Genomic DNA, 19,107 nt, shown 5'->3' with positions numbered 1-19,107 from the left:
GCTCGAAAATATACCCCCTGAGGGTATGCGGGATCTTCAGCCGCAACTAAGCAGCGGAAGCAGATGCCGCAGACGCTGCACAAGCATAACTCGGGCAGGGTAAAGTCGTACTTACGAGGTGATGGAACATGGAAGAACAGCCGATCGAACAGAGGCAGACCACGCTGCAGATCGCGGGCATGACGTGCGCGGCTTGCGCGAACCGAATCGAGAAAGGCCTCGGCAAGCTCGAGGGCGTGGACCGCGCGAACGTGAATTTCGCGTTGGAACAAGCATCGGTGACGTACGACCCGTCCAAGGTCGGCGTCGCCGAGCTGGAGCGGCGCATCGCGAGCCTCGGGTATGGCACGATTAAGGAAGAAATCGATTTCCGGCTGGAGGGCATGACATGCGCGGCTTGCGCGAACCGGATCGAGAAAGGGCTGAACAAGCTGCCGGGGGTCTCTTCGGCCGCGGTCAACCTCGCGCTGGAAACGGCGCACGTGACGTATAACGGGGCGGAGGTAACGGTGCCGGACATGATTCGCAAAGTGGAGCAGCTCGGCTACCGCGCCATCCGCAAAGAAGAAGCCGGGTCCGGCGAAGATCGCAAACGTCGCGAGCTTCGGCGCAAGCAGGCGCTGCTCGTCGCATCGGCGGTGCTGTCGCTGCCGTTGCTGTGGGCCATGGTGAGCCACTTCTCCTTCGCGTCGTGGATCTACTTGCCCGCGTTTCTCATGAATCCGTGGGTGCAGCTGGGGCTGGCGACGCCCGTGCAGCTCGCGATCGGGGCGCCGTTCTATGTCGGGGCGTACAAGGCGCTTCGCAATCGGAGCGCCAACATGGACGTGCTCGTTGCGCTCGGCACGTCCGCCGCGTACTTCTATAGCCTGTATCTCACGCTGGCATGGGCTGCATCGCCGCATGCCATGCATGCGCCGGAGCTGTATTTCGAGACGTGCGCCATTCTGATCACGCTCATCCTGCTGGGCAAGTGGTTCGAGACGCTCGCCAAGGGCCGGACGTCCGAAGCGATCAAGAAGCTGATGGGGCTGCAGGCCAAGACCGCGCTCGTCGTCCGGGACGGCCGGGAAATGGCTATTCCCGTGGAGGACGTCGTCGCCGGCGACGTCGTGCTCGTCAAGCCGGGCGAGAAAATCCCGGTCGACGGCGTCGTGCTTGAGGGCCGGTCGGCGGTAGACGAATCAATGCTGACCGGCGAAAGCCTGCCCGTGGAGAAGGAGCCGGGCGCCGGCTTGTTCGGGGCGACGGTGAACCGGTACGGTGCGCTAAGGATGAAGGCGTTGAAAGTCGGAAAAGATACGGCGCTTGCCCGCATCATCAAGGCGGTCGAAGACGCGCAAGGCTCGAAGGCGCCGATCCAGCGCGTCGCGGACGCGATCTCCGGCATCTTCGTTCCCATCGTCGTCGGGATTGCGGTACTGACCTTCTTGATCTGGGAGTTCCTGATCGCACCGGGCGATTTTGCATCGGGGCTGGAGAAGGCGATCGCGGTGCTGGTCATCGCCTGCCCGTGCGCCCTCGGCCTCGCCACGCCGACGTCCATCTTGGCCGGTTCGGGACGGGCGGCCGAGCTCGGCATCCTGTTCAAGGGCGGCGAGCATTTGGAAGCGATGCAGGGGGTGCAGGTCGTCGTGCTCGATAAAACGGGCACGGTGACGAAAGGAAAGCCGGAGCTGACCGACGTCCTGATCGAAGGCATGGCGGAAGCCGAGGCGCTCCGATATGTCGGCGCGGCCGAGCGCTCGTCGGAGCATCCGCTTGCGGAGGCGATCGTGGCGGGCATCGAAGCGAGGGGCGTCGCGCTGCCCGCGGCGGAGCGATTCGAGGCCATCCCGGGATACGGCGTCCGCGCCGTCGTCGAAGGCAAGACGGTGCTCGTCGGCACCCGGAAGCTGCTCGATCGCGAAGGGATAGGCTATGCGCGGGCCGCAGCGGGCATGGAACGCTGCGAGTCGGAAGGCAAGACGGCGATGCTCATCGCAATCGGCGGCGAGTACGTCGGCCTCGTTGCCGTCGCCGACACGATCAAGGATTCGTCGGTCGCGGCGGTCGCGCGGCTGAAGGCCATGGGGCTCGAAGTCATCATGATGACCGGCGATAACCGGCGGACGGCGGAAGCGATCGCGCGGCAGGCCGGGATCGAAGAGGTGCTCGCCGAAGTGCTGCCGGAGGGCAAGGCCGAAGCGGTCAAGCGGCTGCAGGCGCAGGGCAGGAAGGTCGCCATGGCGGGCGACGGCGTCAACGACGCCCCGGCGCTCGCGACCGCGGACGTGGGGATCGCCATCGGCACGGGTGCGGACATCGCCATCGAAGACGCGGACGTGACCTTAATGCGCGGCGAGCTGACGAGCATCGCGGACGCGATCGCGATGAGCCGCATGACGATGGCCAACATTCGGCAAAATCTGTTCTGGGCGCTCGGCTACAATACGCTCGGCATTCCGATCGCCGCGGTCGGGCTGCTGGCCCCATGGGTCGCGGGCGCGGCGATGGCGCTCAGCTCGGTGTCGGTCGTGCTGAACGCGCTGCGCCTGCAGCGGGCGAAGCCGTGAGCGAATGCGCTGCGTATCGATGCGCGAGACGGTTTCGGCCGGCATCGGCCGCCTGATGGGCCGGATGAGCTGGATGGCTGGATGGGAACGTTAATTTTCACTCAATAACCAAGGGAGCTGCAACCGATGAAGAAGAAAGCACTGCTGCTGTCCGTCGCCGCCGCGCTTACGCTGGCATTGAGCGCCTGCGGGAACGATCAGGCCGGCAGGACATCGACTAACGCGCACGAAAGCATGTCCGACGCGGAAATGGGAGCCATGAATCATGAAGGCTCGGGCGAGGTTCCGGCAGGCTTGAAGCCGGCGGGCCATCCGGCCTTCAAGGCCGGGGACAAGGCGACGCTGCTCGCCGATCATATGCCCGGCATGAAGGGAGCGGAGGCCACGATCGCCGGCGCCTACGAGACGACGGCGTACGCCGTCTCGTATACGCCGGCGACGGGCGGCGCGCCAGTAACCGGCCATAAGTGGGTCGTCCAGGAGGAGATCAAGGACGCCGGGGACAAGCCGTACGAGCCCGGGGACGAAGTCGTGCTGGAAGCCGATCATATGAAGGGCATGAAAGGCGCCAAGGCCAGGATCGATTCCGCCGAGCAGACGACGGTCTATACGGTCGATTACGATCCGACGACGGGCGGAGCCCGCGTGACCGATCATGAATGGGTGACGGAGAGCGAGCTTGAAGCGCTGAAATAATCCCGGTAAGCGGCCTGCATGGATGGCAGCGGGATATCCGATCGCGGATGTTCCGCTGCTTTTTTGTTGTTCTGCCGGGCGGCGGTGCGCCGATCGGGCACTTCGGCACGCGGCAATTTAAGAAGCTGTTCGCGGAGACGAACGGCAAATAGCCGTCGGATGACTGAATGCCGTCGTAACGGCGGTTCGGTCACCCCACGGATATTCGTGAGCCCGGCTTGTGCCGGGCTGCGCGCGATCGGGAGCGTCCGCATAGCGGCGGACGCTCATCCGGCAGCCGGCCGCGGCGATCGGCTCAGTCTTCGGCGCCGTCTTCGTCCGCCCGCGGCGCCGGCGCTTCCGCCGCGTCCGATGCGGACGCCGCGGCCGGCGCCGTGGCCCCGGCCGGACGGGGCTTGCGCTTCGGCTTGGCGAGCTCGGCGTCGAACACGGCCTCGAGCTCCGCCATTTTGCGCGCGTCTTCGATATCCACCTTTCCCTTCAGCACGTGCTCGACGACGAGCGGCCACGTCGCCGCGAGCTTCTGCGCCGCCAGAATGCGGATCGCGTTCTTTACCAGCTTGCGCTCCTTGGCGTTGGAATAGACGTCCACGTATTGTTGAATCCGCGAGAAGTCGAGATGCGGGAACACCGCCCGGAAAATTTCCGCGGTCATGCGGGCGTCGTCGAGCGCGCGGTGCGCTTGGTTGTCGTCGCCGCTAATGCCTAGATCGGCCAGCGCGTTTTCCACGCTGACGTCGTTGGTGACGCCCTTATGCCGAATGTAGCCCTTGAGCAGGTCGAAATAGTTGACCGCGCGCCAATACGCGTCGTCCAAGCCGTGCATCCGCGTATCGAAGACGATCCGTTTCATGTCCTCGCCGCCCCATGTAATGATCAGAAACCGCTCGCTCGGCCCGAGCCAGGCCAAGAAATCGTTGACGACGGCCGGGAAACCCTCCGCGGCGTCGATGCCCTCCTGCGGAATGCCGGTTTTCTTCTGAATGAAGTCGTTCAGCTTGGCGAAATAAACCGGCTTCACCAGCGCCGTGAATTGGCCGGTCTGCCGGAGCTCGGCGTCCAGCCGGACCGCGCCGATCTCGATGACCTCCATCGGCAGGTCGCTGGCGAATTTTCGCCCGTTGAATTCAATGTCTAGTACGATGTAGTCCACGTCCGTTACCTCCGCTGCAAATGATCGCTTCCATTCTAACAGAATACCGCAGCCGCTGTCGCGGTGCAAAATCCGCCTGCCCGCATGCGCAGATAAGAAAAATCCCGACGAGATCGGCTGCGATTCACGTCGGGATGTGCTTTGGAGGACAGCTCGTGTCCTGTATTATTCTTCGATATCTGTCGAATATGCAAGCTCCCGCTGCGTCTCCAATTCGGCAAGCCGTTCCGTAAGCGCTTTGCGGATCGCGTTGTAGGAGTCGCTGCCGAGCACCAGCCGTTTCGGAGCAGGATTGAGATCCGCGCTGTTGATGATGATTTCGGCCATTTTGGCAGGATCTCCGAGCGAAGGAGCCTTCGCTTCCTCAAGCATGCGGCGCGCATGAATGGCCGGAGAAGCTTCGTACGCATCGATTTTCGGCGCAAGCTTCGAGCTCTGATAACGGAAATTGGTGCGGGCGCCCCCGGGCTCGACGATCGTAACCCCGATGTTGAATGGGGCTACCTCATACATCAAGGATTCGGCGAAGCCTTCGATTCCCCATTTGCTCGCATGGTACAGAGAACAGCCCGGGAAAGCCGCCTGGCCGCCCACCGAAAAGCTTCATTGACGACCTCGCGAATGGCCGAAGTGTCGGTCACGTCGAGTTTGGCAAGCCATAACCGGTCTCCGTAGGCTGCCTTGAGATCGTCCATGACTTCCAGACGACGGACGGTGCCTGCCACACGGTCTCCGCGTTTCAAAAGCTGTTCAGTCATATGACGGCCGAAGCCGCTCGATACGCCGGTAATCAACCAGGTTCTTTGCATAATGATAAATCCGCCTCCCATATGAATTCCAGTCATACAACTAACTGGTTAGTTAAATAATAGGACATTCGAACTCATTCGCCAATTCTCATCTTCTGGATGGGGAACCACTGAAGCTTTAAAAAAACTAACCCGCGTCCAGGTTAGTCAGTGTCTTCATTATAAAATTATGCATGCTGCATCATCTTCCCTCCCGGCCATCCGGTCCGCGAAGACCGGCGGCGGCGTGACGTTCGAAACGATGCGGTTATCGGTTCAATGGAAGGGTAGAGCTTCGCTCCACCAAGGCAACGGGGATCGTGACACGCGCGGTAGGCAGTTTTCCCTTGGTCAGTCATTCCAAGACGAGCTCGTAATTGCGCCCCACTGCCTTTTCTAGTTAAACGGATGGATTTCTCGAATGCTCCAGGGATCCGCGGTTAAACGTTGGCTTTCGGCGTATAGACGTTGATGCGGGCGATAGACGACGATTTGCCTGTCGGAGCCGTCTTCGAGCCGACGAATTTCAGTTGATGACTGCCGGCCGTATACGTGTAGATCTTGTCGTTACCGTTGAATGTGACGGTTTCCGGCATGCCGAGCGCGGCGATGACGGCATTGAACGTGAATTGGCTGAGACCTCTCGACGGGTCGGTCGGCGGAAAATAAAAACGAAGATCGTAAACGATGCCGGTCTTGCTGCTGACCCCGAAATCGTACGCGCCGCGGCCCATGCTGAAATCATACCGTTCGTATCCGTTGCCCAAGCTTTCCGAAGCGCCCCAAAGTTTATGAACCGCTTTGATGTTCGTTTTGCCGGATACGAAGTCGCTGCCCTGCACCTTGCCTTGTTTAGCCAGCGCCAAAATATCCTTGATTCGCCCGGTATCGTTTGTCGCTGCGGCTTGCGCGGCGGTCTTGGCCGTGGTTGTCGTTGCGGTCTTTGCCGTGGCGGCCGCCTGAGCCGGAATGACGGAAGCCAGCGTGCCGAGAGCGATCACGGCGGCAGCGATGCCGACCGCGGACCATTTGCGGAGATTTTTGCTGTTATTTATGAACTTCATCTTAATGCACCTCGTTAAGTTTGATTGGGGATCCCTTATGGATAAGATCTTAATTCATTCGCCGAGGACAAAAGTTACAATTAAATGAATGACCGATGACGAAGGGGTTACAGCTTGAATCAGGCCTAAGATCCGTGTAAAATCTTATCGGATGATAAGTAATGAGCGTGAAAGCGAGAAGGAAACTCCCGTATGCCCAGACCGAAATCGAACCAATCGTTAGAAACGCGGGTGATGATCATCCGGACGGCTGAGGAGCTGTTCATGGAACATGGCTACCGCGCGGTTTCGACGAGGATGATCGCGGACGGATGCGGCTTGACGCAGCCGGCGCTGTACCACCATTTCAAGGATAAGCAATCGTTGTACGTGGAAGTGCTGCGCCATGTCTGCGAAGGTACGCGGCAAGCCCTCGTACGGATCATTGGCGAGACAGCCTCCATGCATGACTGCCTGATCGCCGTGACTTACGAAATGATGGCGAATCATCCGCAAGATTTGGGCAGGATGTTCCGCGATATCCGCCACGAAATGGATGCGGAACCGCAGAGAACGATCTACGCCATGTGGAAGGACGCTTATCTCGATCCGCTCGTATCGATATTCGAGAGAGGCCGCCGCGAGGGACGGCTTCGGGATATCGAACGATTCGGCGTCAATCCCGAGACGTCCGCCAGGCTGCTGATGGCGTTGATCAACCAATCCATCGCCGCCCAGGCATCGAGTCCCGCGCCGTCGGCGGCTCCCCGCTCGGGCATTGCTTCCGGAGTCGACAGCGAGGATTGGGAACGGCAAGCCGCGATGCTCGTGAACGTACTGCTTTACGGTTTGTCGGACGTTGGACCGCCATCGGTCCAATAGCCGGCAGCCTTTTTTTACGCCGTTTCCTTATCGATTGATAAGGGAGACGGCGCAAGCCAACCAAAGGGGAGAAAAGAATGAACATGCTGGGCCGCTCGATGCAGTCGGTCGGAGGACGAAGAGGACGCTGGTTGACGATTGCGATATGGATCGTCGTCGTAGCAGCCCTGAACATCGGCCTGCCGAGCGCCAACGACTTGAAGGACGATACGCTTGGCAATTTCGGGCCGGACCAGCCATCCGTCCAGGCGCGGCACATCATCGACAAGGAATTTGCATCGGACGAAGGGATTCCGGCCTTGCTTACGTGGCATCGGGCATCCGGGTTGACAGACTCGGACTTGCAGGACATTCAATTTTTGTCGCAATCCATCGCGACGAATCCGCTGCCGTATCAGGACGGCTCCGTACCGCTGCACGCCATGCCGATTCAGGCGCTGAAGCAGCAAGTCTCCGATGACGGAACGACGCTGGTGCAGCCGGTTCTATTCGATCGGAGCGTTGGCAGCGACGAAATGAAGGCAGGCCTGACGGAGCTGGAGACACGGACCGACGCCGCGTTCCCCGGCGAGCATCCGTTCCGGTCGCCCGTCGATGCCGCGGACAGCCTCATCGTCAGGGCGACGGGGCCGGCGGGAATCTCCGTCGATGCGACGGGGCTGTTTAAGGATGCGGACGTTACGCTGCTCATGACGACGGTCTTGCTCGTATTGGTGTTCCTGCTGCTGATCTACCGTTCTCCGGTACTTGCGCTCATCCCGCTTATCGCCGTTGGCTTCGCTTATGGTGCCGTGACGCCGCTGCTTGGCTGGATGGCGGAGACGGCTGGATCGCATATGACTCCCAATCGTTGTCGATTATGACGGTGCTGCTGTTCGGTGCCGGCACGGATTACTGCTTATTCTTGATCGCGAGGTTCCGCAGCAAGCTGAAGGAAGAATCAAGCCTGTTCGCCGCGCTGCGGCGCGCATTCGGCAGCTCCGCCGGGGCGATTGCGATGAGCGGCCTGACCGTCGTCGTGTCGCTGCTCGTGCTGCTGCTTGCCGAGTTCGGCAGCTTCCGGCGCTTCGCCGTGCCCTTCAGTCTCGCGATTCTGATCATGATGATCGCGAGCCTGACGCTGGTGCCGGCGATCCTCGGATTAGTCGGAAGGGCCTCGTTCTTCCCGTTCATCCCGCGCACGCATGAGATGGAAGCGGAGCGCGCGCGGAAGAAAGGCAAACCTGTTCGCGTCAGACCGGCGCGCGTCACAACCGGAGATCGAGTAGGGGCGCTCGTCATTCGCCGCCCCAAGCTGATCGCCGCGCTGACGACCGCGCTGCTGCTCGCGTTGGTTCTTTGCTCCACGGGCATTAAATTCACGTTCGATACGCTGTCGTCGTTTCCGGCCACGATGGGATCCCGCGAAGGGTTTACGTTGATCGGCGAGCATTTTGGCCCGGGCAAGCTGGCGCCGGTACAGCTCGTTGTGCGGACGGATACTCAATCCGAGGAGGTCAAAGCCGCGCTTGCTTCGCTGCCGTACGTCGCATCCGTATCGGACGGTGTAGCAGGCGCGCAGGATGCCCGTTTCGTCCGTTACGATATCGAACTAACCGCGAATCCGTACGGTCGCGAGGCCATCGGCCATATTCCGGATTTGCGCCAGGCCGCAGAGAAGGCCCTCGCAGCCTCCGGCAAGACCGAAGCGGCCGATCACGTGTGGATCGCCGGGCCGACCGCGGAGCAATACGACACGCGCAACGTGACGAATGCCGATGCCAGGCTCATTATTCCGCTCATCGTCGCGCTGATCGCCCTGCTGCTCGTGCTCTATCTGCGCTCGATCGTCGCGATGCTCTATCTCGTCGCGACCGTGCTGCTCTCGTATTTCAGCGCCCTCGGCCTCGGCTGGATCGTGCTTCATTACGGGTTCGGCGCGGACGCGATTCAAGGACTCATTCCGCTCTATTCGTTTGTCTTCATCGTCGCGCTCGGGGAAGATTACAATATCTTCATGGTATCGAGCGTTTGGAAGAACGCCCGTCGCATGCCGCTTCGCCAAGCGGTCAAGGAGGGGGTCTCCAGTACGAGCGCCGTCATTACGTCCGCCGGTCTGATTCTGGCCGGTACCTTTGCCGTGCTCGCCACGCTCCCGATTCAAGTGCTCGTCCAATTCGGCACCGTCACCGCGATCGGCGTATTGCTCGATACGTTCCTGGTCCGGCCGTTTCTCGTCCCCGCGCTGACCGTGCTCTGCGGGCGGTTCGCGTTCTGGCCGTCCAAAGCGGCTCGTGCTGAAACGTCCGCCGACTGAAACGGGGCGGAGGGTGAAAGGATGGATAACCGCTCTCTCCTGACGCTTGAAAAGAAGGATTCCTTACATGAATATAGTAACTTTTAAATGTAAGGAATATTGACGCCTATATGTTAGGTAGGTATACTAAGCTTACTTATGGTTCGATTCGTTAAGCGGCCAATCACCATCACGCCACAACTCCAGCCAATTCGAAACGTACCTGTAAATCATGCCAGTAAGCGAGGGAAGTAAATGTGGGAATTCATTATTCGTAGGACGCTTCAATCTGTGTTGGTGCTGCTGATCGTATCCGGTGTATGCTTTTATGTGAGCCATAAAATGCCGGGCGACATGTGGACGCAGCTTGGAGCGACGCCGGAGCAGAGGCTGGCCGCGGAGGCTCAGAAGCATGCGCTGGGACTCGACCTGCCTATCCATGTGCAATACTGGAATTGGCTTAAGGGTCTCCGTCATGGCGGGTTTGGCCTTGATTACTTCATGCAGCCGATCAGCAACTACATCTGGAAGAATGCGGAGAACAGCCTGATCTTGATCGGCACGGCATGGATTCTGTCGTTCATGATTGCATTCCCGTGGGCGATCTATAGCAGCGTCCGCTCGGGAGGCTTGTCGGACCGGGTGGCGATCATGCTGGCGCTGGTCGGATTTGCCGTGCCCGGCAGCGCCGCCGCGATATGGCTTCAACAAATGTTTGCGTTCAACTTGTATTGGCTTCCCCCAAGCAGCATGCATGAGCCAAGCAAGCAGGACAGCCTGCTGGATCTCATTCAGCATATGATTTTACCCGTGGGAACCTTGATGCTCGGCATCGTCGCCTCGTACCTCAAGTTTATTCGCTCTAGCATGCAGGAGGTGCTTCCGCTGGAATTCCTGCAGACTGCCCGGGCGAAAGGGATATCCGAACGTCGGGTCATCCTCAAGCATGCTCTCAAAAACGCGATGATACCGGTCGTAACCATTGCCGCATTGGATTTGCCGACGCTGATCGGCTCCTCGGCGATCGTCGAGAACGTGTTTAATTGGGGCGGACTCGGATCGTTAATGGTGTTTTCCGCATCACATCGCGACCTTCCGGTACTCATCGCCATCATCATCATTATTACGGCTGCGGTCGTCTTGTTCACTTGGCTGGCCGATATTCTCTCGCTCCTGCTCAACCCGCGGATTCGTTTGGGCAAGAAGGCCGCTTGAACCGCGAGGCTTCTGGTCCTCGAATCCACTATAACTAGGCGAAGATAAATTAGAGGAACAACGCAAAGCGCGGCGCTTTCATCCGGAAAGCGCCGCGCTTCGTTGGCATGCGTTCATTCCTCGTCCGCCTCGATGCGGACGACCGTTTCGGTGGATGCCGCTGCGAACTCGTGCCGCAGGCCGTTCACGTCGTACTCGTACGCGGCGCGGACGCGGAAGCGAATCCGGCTCTGCAGCGGATGGAGGGCGACGCGAAGCGCGTACGCGACCGAGGCCGCGGCTCCCGCGGGGACCGTGCCGACCGGGATGCGGCTGCCGGACGCCGCGCCGACGGCGGGATGGCCGTTGACGAGCACGCTCCCGGGCTCGAGCTCCGTCTCGCGCGGCACGAAGTCGGTCAGGGTCACGTACGCGGGATAATTGCCGTCATTCGTAATGCGAACGCGGGCCAGGATGCTTCCGCCGGCTTCGACGAGCTGCGGAGCGGCGTCCAGCGTCAGGCCGATGTGCGGGTAGACGATCTCCGTCACGGCGCCGTTCGAGAGCAGCGTATCCGTGACGGCAAGGGCGCTCGGCAGCGCGAAGACGTAATCGACGATCGCGCGATTGACGATTTGGGATAGCGCCGGCCGCAGCACCTCCCGCGTGACGGAGGCGGCGAACGTCAGGTCGAAGGTCTGGCCCGGCAACAGCGAGCCGAGCGCGATGCCCGTCGCCGGATCGGCGTTCGGCAGCGAACGGCCGTTCAATGCGGCGGTGCCTGTGAGGAAGGAGGTCCCAACCGGGATCAAATCCTTCACCGTGACGTTCGTCTCCAATGTGCCCGCGTTCGCGACCGTCAAGGTATAGGCGAGCTCGTCGCCGATCGTCGCCAGCACCGGGACAACGGTGAGGACGGCCGTCAGCGACGGGCCGGAGACGATGACCGTGACGCTGTCCGAATGCACGGACTGCTCGAACCGGCCATAGCGGAACGCCAGCCGCGCCCGGTTGGCGAGCCGCGTCTGCACCGGCACTTCGAGCACGACGGCGTTGAACGTGACGAGGCTGGAGGAACCGGGCTCGATCGTGCCGAGCGCGATGCCGGCCCCCGGCGACGACGAAGGGCTGCGGACGCCGTTAATGGTTACGCTCCCGGGCACAAAGGCGGTTCCGTCCGGGAGCGGGTCGTACAGCACGGCTTGCCCGATGCTGGCAGAACCTTCGTTGGCCGCGAGAACGGCGTAAGAGATCATGTCCCCGACGAACGTTACGGCGCTCGATACGCTCTTGGCCAGCGTGACGGCCAGCGCGGCGACGGGCACCGACGCGACGTTCGAGAGCGCCGATCCGGTGATCGTTCGATGGTCCAGCGTCACGAACGCATAGTCGGCGCGCGCTTGATTCTCGATGCGGCCCGATGGGGGAACCGAGGTCAGGATCAGCTGGAACACGATCGTAATCGCCGTGCCCGGGGCGACCTCGCCTAACGGAATGCCGGCTTCCGGCGTAATGCCGGGAACGGGCGCTCCGTTGACGAGGATGCTGTTAGCGACGAAGACGGTGCCGGACGGCGGCGTGTCGGTTACGGTTACGTTCGCGGAGCGGTTGCCCGTATTGGTGACCGAGAGGCGGAACGTCAGCGGAAGCGCCAGTCCCGCCTGCGCCGTAACGGACGTCTTGACAATGCCGATCACGGGTCCGTTCACGACGGTATTGACGACGTTGGAATAGGCGAAGCCTGAAGTCGAGCCGGAGTCGAAGGAAACGACCGACTGGTTGCGGATCGTCATTGGCAGGCTGTGGTACTCGATCATTGCACGAGCACCTGGAACGAAACGGTGGCGGCGGCGCCGGTGGCGATCGTGCCGACTTGAATGCCGGTGTTCGGATTCGCGTTCAGTTGTGTCGCGCCGTTCACGGTCACGCTGCCCGCGATGAACGTGACGTCCGCCGGCACGGGGTCGACGACGATAACGTTATCGACGGGCGAGATGCCGTTGTTCGTGACGACGATCGCGTACGTGATCGTATCGCCGCTGACGGCGTCGATTGCATCGGTCGATTTGACGGCGGATACATTTGGCGAAGAGACCGGGATGACGACGGTGTTCGATTGAACCGAGCCCAACAGCGTTCGGCCGTCCGGCGGCGAGAAGGAATAGTTCGCGGTCGCCGTGTTGGACAGCTGCTGTGGCGATGGCAAGGCGTCGACCGTGACCTGCAGCGTGATGATGACGTGTACCGTCGCGCCCGGCTGCACGGGACCGATCGGGATGCCGGTCGCCGGATCGGCGCCCGGCGTGGGCACGCCGCCGACGGTCACGCTGTTCGGCACGAAGAGCGCTCCCGTCGGAATCGGCTCCACGACGGTGACGTCAGCCGCGAGATTGCCGGTATTCGTGACGTCGAGCGAGTACGTGATCGTGTCGCCGACGGTGGCGTTGGCGGTGCTGGCGCTCTTCAGCACGCCGATAATCGGATTGAAGACCGGCGTCGTGAGGGTGTTCGATTGGCTCGTTCCGGAGAAGGCGCCGGACGTGAAGCTGACCGTCGCGAGGTTGCTGATCAAGCCGCTGGCCGGCAGCGAGTTGACGACGATGTTGAAGTTGACCGTCACGGAGGTATTCGGCGCGATGGCGCCGATCGGGAAGCCGACGCCCGGATCCGCCCCCGGCTGCGGCACGCCGCCGACGGTGACGCTGTTCGGCACGAACGACGTGCCCGCCGGCACGATGGCGCTCAGCACGGCGCTGTTCACGGAGGCGACGCCCACGTTCGTGACTAGGATGGAATACGGGACGATATCGCCGATGACGGCGTCCGTCGCGGTCGTGCTTTTCGCGACCGTCAGGTTCGGCGAGCTGACCGGAATTTGCAGGATGTTGGACAACGACGTCTGCGAGAACGAGCGCGTATCCGGCAAGGTGTAGAGGTAATTGCCCGTCGCCTGGTCGATCAGCTGCTGCGTGGCCGGCAGCGATTCGATCAGGAAATTGAACGTCGCGGTCGTGCTGGTGCCCGGCGCCACGATGCCGATGCTGAAGCCGGCGGACGGATCGGCGCCGGCTTGCGGCGCGCCGTTCACGACGACGCTGTTCGGCACGAACGAGGTGCCGGCTGGCACGTCGTCGGAAAGCGTGACCGTCGCGGGATAATTGCCGGTGTTGCTGGTGACGACGGAATAGGTGATTACGGACCCGACGCTGGCGGTTGCCGTGAGCGTGCTCTTGACGAGCTCGATGACCGGCTGATAGACCGGAGTCGTGACGGTATTCGAGAACGTGACGGCCGAGAACGCGCCGGACGTGAAGCTGACCGACGAGCGGTTGCTGATGGTCAGAGCGTCGGGGACGGACGTGACGGTGACGCTGAAGGCGACCGTGACCGAGCCGCTTGCCGGAATGGAACCAAGCGGAAAGCCGGCAGCGGGGTTGGCCCCTGGCTGCGGGACGCCGTTAATCGTGACGCTGTTCGCCAGGAAGGACGTTCCCTGCGGGATGGGGTCGGAGAAAATAACGTTGTCGACCGGCGCGATGCCGGCGTTGGTGACCGCGGTCGAGTACGACAGTGTGTCGCCGACCGTGAGCGCCGAGCTGCCCGTGCTCTTCGCGACCCGGACGTCCGGGGGCGATACCGGGAAGGACAGCGTGTTCGAGACGGCAGAGCCGGTCAGCGTCCGGTTATCCGGCAGCGTATACGCGTACGACGCGGTCGCCGTGTTGGACAGCTGCTGGCCGGGCGGCAGCGAATTGATGACGACCGAGAACGTAACGACGGTCGTCGAGTCGGGGGCGATGACGTTCAGCGGGATGCCCGCGACGGGATCCGTGCCCGGCCGCGGAACGCCGTTCACGATGACGCTGTTCGGCACGAAAGAGACCGATGGATTGATCGTGTCGGTCAAGGTTGCCAGTGCGGCGTAGTTGCCGGTATTGGAGACGTTGAACGTATAGACGACCGTGTCGCCGACGGTCGCGTTCGCCGTGTTCGCCGACTTCTCGACGGTGATAACCGGCTGGAAGACGGGGATATTCACGGTGTTCGAGAACGCGAGGCCCGAGAACGCGCCGGACGTGAAGGATACCGATGACGTGTTCGTGATCGTCGGCGGCGCCGGCACAGAGATGACGGTCAGCGCATACGCCACCGTCGCGCTGTCGCCGCTCGCGATCGTACCGATGCTGACGCCGGCGGAGGGGTTCCCGCCGGGCACGACGATGCCGTTCACCGTCACGCTGTTCGGCACGAGCGCCGTGCCGGCGGGAGTGCCGTCGATGAAGACGGCGTTCGCGACGGGCGCGATGCCGGTGTTCGTGACCACCGCCGTGTACGGAATGACGTCGGCGATCGAGACGGCCGTCATCGTCGACGATTTCGCGATTTGGACGTTCGGCGACGAGACCGGAATCGACAGCGTGTTGGACAGCTGAGAACGCGTCAGCAGCCTGCCGTCCGGCGGCGTGAACGTGTACGTCGCCGTCGCCTGGTTGACGAGGAACTGAGGCGTCGGCAGCGAGTCGATGACGACGGAGAACATGACGAACGCGGTGTCGCCGGGATTGATCGTCCCGGTATTGATCCCGCCCGTAGGCGTCGCGCCCGGCTGCGGCGTGCCGTCGACGATGACGCTGTTGGCCAAGAAGGTCGTGGTCGGCGGGTCGGCATCCGTCACGGTGACATTCGCAGGCAGATTGCCCGTGTTGCCGACGGCAATCGTGAACGTCACGGTATCGCCGACGGTCGCGTTCGCCGTGTTGGCCGACTTCGCCACGCCGATGACGGGCTGCGTGATCGGCGTCGTCGTCACATTGGACGACGACGTGGCGGCAAAGGTGCCCGACGTGAAGCTGACCGTCGATTGATTGAGAATCTGATCGGAGACAGGCATGTTAATATTCACCTCGTAGGTCACGGTCGCAGAGGCGTCTGGCGCCAAGGAACCGATCAGAATGCCGGCGGCCGGATCCGCCTGGGGCCTTGCCGCTCCGTTCACCGTCACGCTGCCGGGAACGAAGGTGGTGCCTGGAATCGGAGGGTCGACGAAGACGACGTTGTTGACGGTCGCGATGCCGTTGTTCGTCACGATAGCGGCATATGGCACGTTATCGCCGGCGACGGCATCGATGGCGGTCGTGCTGAGCACGACCGGGACGGTGGGCGCGGAGACGGGAATCGTGACGACGTTCGACGGCGAGCTTCCGTTCACGACCCGTCCGCTCGGCAGCGTATACGCGAACGTCGCGCTGCCTTGATTCACGAGCTGCTGCGGGTTCGGCAGCGAGACGACGGCGACCTCGAAGGTGACGACGGCCGAGCCGCCAGGGGAGATGGTAAAGATCGGGATGCCGGTCGGCGGCGAGGTGCCTGGCTGGGGCTGGCCGTTCAGCAGTACAGAATTCTCGGTGAAGACCGCGCCGGCCGGAATATTGTCCATCAGGTTGGCGTCGACGGAGATGTTGCCCGAATTCTCTACCTGCAGCGTGTACACGACGGTATCGCCGAGCGTCACCACTTCCCGGTTCGCGCTCTTCTGGACCGTAATGACGGGCTGGAAGACCGGGATGGTAATCGTGCTCGAGAACGACGATCCCGTGAACGCGCCGGACGTGAACCCGACCGCCCCGCGGTTGCTGAGCGCGCCGTCGTCGGGGACGGAGACGATGGCGGCTTGGAACGACATCGTCGCGGAGGCACCCGGCGCGAGCGTGCCGACGGGGATGCCCGACGCGGGATTCGCGCCCGAGGCAGGCGCGCCGTTGACGAGCACGCTGCCGGCGACGAATTCGGAGCCGGCCGGAATGGGGTCCGACACGATGACCTGAGTGACCGGCTCGAAACCTTCGTTGGCCGCGACTAGCGTGTACGTGACGATGTCCCCGACGGCGGCGTCCGGTTCGCTGGCGGACTTCACGACCGTCACGTTCGGCGCGGAGGCGGGAATCGAGACCGGGTTGGAAGCGGCGCTGCCGTTGAACGTCCGGTTGTCGGGCAGCGTGTAGGCATACGAGGCCGTACCCTGGTTCACGAGATTCGGCGGATTCGGCAGCGACTGGAGCAGCACGGAGAAGTTCACGGCCGCGGAGCTTCCGGCGGCTATGACGCCGACCGAAATGCCGGTCTGCGGTGTCTCGCCCGGCCGCGGCGCGCCGTTGACGGCGATGCTGTCGGCCACGTAGGCCGTGCCTGCGGGCAGCGAATCGGTCAGCGTCAGCAGCGCGGCGTAATTGCCGGTATTCTGGATCGCGAACGCGTACGATATCGTGTCGCCCACGGTCGCCTGCGTGTGGCTGGCTGTCTTTTGCGCGGCGATGGCCGGCGCGGCGGCCGGGACGTTGACCGTGTTCGACAGCGACACGCCGCTGAACGTGCCGGAGTTGTAAGTCGTGGTGGACCGGTTGCTGATTTGGGCCGGATTGGGGATCGATGTGACGAGCACCAGGAAGACCACCGTTACCGAACTTCCCGCGGCGATCGTGCCGAGCGAGATGCCGGCGGCCGGCGACGCGCTCGGCCTGGCGACCCCGCCGACGACGACGGAGCCGGACACGAAGACGGAGCCGCTCGGAATCGGATCGGTGAATACGGCGCTCGTGACGGCCGCGACGCCGGTATTGGACACGATGGTGGTGAAGGCGATCGTATCGCCGATGGTCGTATTCGCGCGGTTCGAGCTCTTCGCCGAGATCAAGTTCGGCAGCGTGACGGGAATCGTCAGCGTATTGGACGCGGCGGAACCGCTCAGCGTTCTGCCGTCCGGCGGACTGTACGTGTAGGCCGCGGTCGCCTGGTCGGTCAGCTGCGGCGGCGACGGCAGGCTGTTCACGAGCACCTGGAACGCGACCGTTCGCGAGCCGCCCGCGGGCACGGAGCCGATATTAACGCCCGTGGCCGGATTGGCGCCGGGCTGCACGACGCCGTCCACGGTGAAGCTGTTCGCCACGAACGCGCTGCCCGCCGGAATATTGTCCGTGAACGTCGTGTTCGCGGCGATGGTACCGGAGTTGGCGACCGCGACCGTATACGTGACCGTGGAGCCGACGGACGCGTTCGCGGTGCTGGCGGTCTTGGTCATGTTCAGAACCGGAGCGTAGACCGGCGTGTTAACCGTGTTCGAAGGGATGACGCCGCTGATCGTGCTGCCGCCTGCGACGCTTTGGAATGTGAACGCGGCTCTCGCCTGGTTCGAGATTTGACCGGGAGCGGGCAGGGTGGCGACGCTGGCGCGATATGTAAGCGTGACGGAGCTGTTAAGCGCCAATGTCCCGATCGCCACGCCGGCCGTGATGTCTGCCTGTGGACGCGGGATGCCTGCGACGGTGACGCTGCCCGCGACGAAGGCGGAACCCGCCGGCAAAATATCGCTGACGACGACATTCGCCGCGTTGGCGGTGCCGGTGTTGCCGACGGTGACGGTGTATACGATCTGGTCGCCGATAACCGTGCCGGTCACGTTCGCGCTTTTCGTCACGCCGACGTTCGGCGAATTGATGTTGACCTGAAAGGCGACGCCGTTGACGACGTACGCGTCTCCGGAGGTCGTCAGTTGGAGGATGGCGGACGACTGGTTGTTGGTGAACCGGGAGGAGACGTCGACGTTCGTGATGTCCCACCCTTGCCGGCCGCCGACGATATTGCTGCCAGGGGCGCCGTTCGTCTGATTGCGCGTGCCGAACGTGCCCGTCGTGTCGAGCAGGCCCGCGTCGTTGTTGATCTGCGAGGCGAAGAAGTTGTTGGCGAAGTTGTTCGGTCCCGACAGCGCGACGAGCGAACCCATGTTCGGGCCGAGCAGCGCCTGGTCGCCCGACCGGTTGGCGTCGCCTTCCTGCGCGCTGAGCAAGGCTCTGGCGCCGAGCGCTCCGGAAGTCGGCGTGGCGAAGCCCGTGATCGTCGTGTTGACCGCTCCCGAATCAGCTTGTATGAGTACAGCCCCCGCGCGCAGCGACATGTTGCGGAATGGGAGCGAAGGGTTCGAGTAAATGACGCCGAGCGTCCAGCCCGCATGGTTGACGGTCGGATCGGTCACCGTGATCGTGCCGACGACGCCGCCGACGGTGTAGGTGCCCGCGCCGCCCTGCTGAATCAGCGAGGTGACGTTGGCGGAGCGCGTATAGCCCAGCGAGCCCGAAGCCAGGTCGAATGTATTGGCGGTGGCGGGATCGGGCGTGACGCTGAAGCCCGTGCCGTTCGGCAGCCTAATCGTAACGGGATTGTTGATGGCGGACGAGAGGTTGACGCCCGGCACCAGGTACGTGCCGCCCCAGATCAGTTCCGCGTAGGCGACGGAGCTGCCCGCGGGCATGACGAGGTTCGCGGACGAATTATTGGCCGCGTAATTGTTCGTCGTTCCGGATGGATAGGTGCCGAACGTGGAGGACGTATTGGTGGTGACGAACGCGCCGATGCTGTCCTGGGTGCCGGGAGCGCCTTCCGTCGCCGAGCGGCTGAGGCCGAGCGTATTGCCGGTAAAGGTGATGGCGCCGGTCATGTTCACGGTAGCCCGAACTACAAGAGGAATGAA

Annotated in this window: 10 protein-coding genes and 1 pseudogene; 5 read left to right on the top strand and 6 right to left on the bottom strand. The window is 62.5% G+C overall.

Features of this window, described 5'->3' with window-relative positions:
- The first annotated feature begins 128 nt into the window (after nucleotides 1–128).
- Nucleotides 129–2,555, top strand: coding sequence for a heavy metal translocating P-type ATPase (locus tag ACFPB1_RS13475; RefSeq protein WP_379226028.1), 2,427 nt, complete (start codon nucleotides 129–131; stop codon nucleotides 2,553–2,555).
- A 126-nt stretch (nucleotides 2,556–2,681) separates the two neighbouring features.
- Nucleotides 2,682–3,251 (top strand): YdhK family protein, encoded by a 570-nt coding sequence (locus tag ACFPB1_RS13470; RefSeq protein ID WP_379226026.1) that lies wholly within the window; start codon nucleotides 2,682–2,684, stop codon nucleotides 3,249–3,251.
- Between the two features lie 295 nt (nucleotides 3,252–3,546).
- On the opposite strand, the gene ACFPB1_RS13465 is transcribed toward ACFPB1_RS13470, so the two are convergent.
- The 4 genes from ACFPB1_RS13465 to ACFPB1_RS13450 form a co-directional block, all read right to left on the bottom strand.
- On the bottom strand, nucleotides 3,547–4,404 hold the full coding sequence (locus ACFPB1_RS13465) for an exonuclease domain-containing protein (protein WP_379226024.1): 858 nt from the start codon (nucleotides 4,402–4,404) through the stop codon (nucleotides 3,547–3,549).
- Between the two features lie 165 nt (nucleotides 4,405–4,569).
- The gene (locus ACFPB1_RS13460; RefSeq protein ID WP_379226022.1) at nucleotides 4,570–4,998 is read right to left on the bottom strand and encodes an SDR family NAD(P)-dependent oxidoreductase; all 429 of its coding nucleotides are present in this window, start codon (nucleotides 4,996–4,998) and stop codon (nucleotides 4,570–4,572) included.
- Nucleotides 4,917–5,213, bottom strand: a complete 297-nt coding sequence (locus tag ACFPB1_RS13455) for an SDR family NAD(P)-dependent oxidoreductase (RefSeq protein WP_379226020.1) — start codon at nucleotides 5,211–5,213, stop codon at nucleotides 4,917–4,919. Before ACFPB1_RS13455 ends, ACFPB1_RS13460 begins: the two co-directional genes overlap by 82 nt.
- A gap of 419 nt (nucleotides 5,214–5,632) precedes the next feature.
- Complete coding sequence (locus ACFPB1_RS13450; RefSeq protein ID WP_379226018.1) at nucleotides 5,633–6,256, bottom strand: DUF4309 domain-containing protein; 624 nt, start codon at nucleotides 6,254–6,256, stop codon at nucleotides 5,633–5,635.
- Between the two features lie 192 nt (nucleotides 6,257–6,448).
- Between ACFPB1_RS13450 and ACFPB1_RS13445 the strand changes: the two genes are divergently transcribed.
- From ACFPB1_RS13445 to ACFPB1_RS13435, 3 genes and pseudogenes are all read left to right on the top strand, one after another.
- Entirely contained in the window at nucleotides 6,449–7,117 is a 669-nt protein-coding gene (locus tag ACFPB1_RS13445; protein WP_379226016.1) for a TetR/AcrR family transcriptional regulator, read from the top strand.
- 77 nt (nucleotides 7,118–7,194) lie between these two features.
- Nucleotides 7,195–9,413, top strand: a pseudogene (locus tag ACFPB1_RS13440) (MMPL family transporter).
- Between the two features lie 234 nt (nucleotides 9,414–9,647).
- Entirely contained in the window at nucleotides 9,648–10,607 is a 960-nt protein-coding gene (locus tag ACFPB1_RS13435) for an ABC transporter permease (protein ID WP_379226014.1), read from the top strand.
- A gap of 113 nt (nucleotides 10,608–10,720) precedes the next feature.
- Here ACFPB1_RS13435 and ACFPB1_RS13430 read toward each other — a convergent pair whose 3' ends face one another.
- Together ACFPB1_RS13430 and ACFPB1_RS13425 are read right to left on the bottom strand one after the other, a co-directional pair.
- On the bottom strand, nucleotides 10,721–12,403 hold the full coding sequence (locus tag ACFPB1_RS13430) for a hypothetical protein (RefSeq protein ID WP_379226012.1): 1,683 nt from the start codon (nucleotides 12,401–12,403) through the stop codon (nucleotides 10,721–10,723).
- A complete protein-coding gene (locus ACFPB1_RS13425) occupies nucleotides 12,400–19,074 on the bottom strand; it encodes a DUF7507 domain-containing protein (RefSeq protein ID WP_379226010.1) in 6,675 nt (2,224 codons plus the stop codon). The genes ACFPB1_RS13430 and ACFPB1_RS13425 overlap by 4 nt, the downstream gene beginning before the upstream one ends.
- Nucleotides 19,075–19,107: the final 33 nt, after the last annotated feature.

Source organism: Paenibacillus sp. GCM10023250 (assembly GCF_042653205.1).
In the GTDB taxonomy this organism is placed as follows: Bacteria; Bacillota; Bacilli; order Paenibacillales; family Paenibacillaceae; genus Paenibacillus_Z.
The sequence above is the reverse complement of the archived record's forward strand: the minus strand, read 5'-3'. Positions and strand labels throughout refer to the sequence as shown.

What these genes read in the sequence shown, in the direction of transcription:
- ACFPB1_RS13445 (WP_379226016.1), top strand. Translation starts at nt 6,449, where the DNA reads ATGCCCAGACCGAAATCGAACCAATCGTTAGAAACGCGGGTGATGATC.
- ACFPB1_RS13475 (WP_379226028.1), top strand. Translation starts at nt 129, where the DNA reads ATGGAAGAACAGCCGATCGAACAGAGGCAGACCACGCTGCAGATCGCG.
- ACFPB1_RS13455 (WP_379226020.1), bottom strand. Translation starts at nt 5,213, where the DNA reads ATGCAAAGAACCTGGTTGATTACCGGCGTATCGAGCGGCTTCGGCCGT.
- ACFPB1_RS13430 (WP_379226012.1), bottom strand. Translation starts at nt 12,403, where the DNA reads ATGATCGAGTACCACAGCCTGCCAATGACGATCCGCAACCAGTCGGTC.
- ACFPB1_RS13425 (WP_379226010.1), bottom strand. Translation starts at nt 19,074, where the DNA reads ATGACCGGCGCCATCACCTTTACCGGCAATACGCTCGGCCTCAGCCGC.
- ACFPB1_RS13470 (WP_379226026.1), top strand. Translation starts at nt 2,682, where the DNA reads ATGAAGAAGAAAGCACTGCTGCTGTCCGTCGCCGCCGCGCTTACGCTG.
- ACFPB1_RS13435 (WP_379226014.1), top strand. Translation starts at nt 9,648, where the DNA reads ATGTGGGAATTCATTATTCGTAGGACGCTTCAATCTGTGTTGGTGCTG.
- ACFPB1_RS13450 (WP_379226018.1), bottom strand. Translation starts at nt 6,256, where the DNA reads ATGAAGTTCATAAATAACAGCAAAAATCTCCGCAAATGGTCCGCGGTC.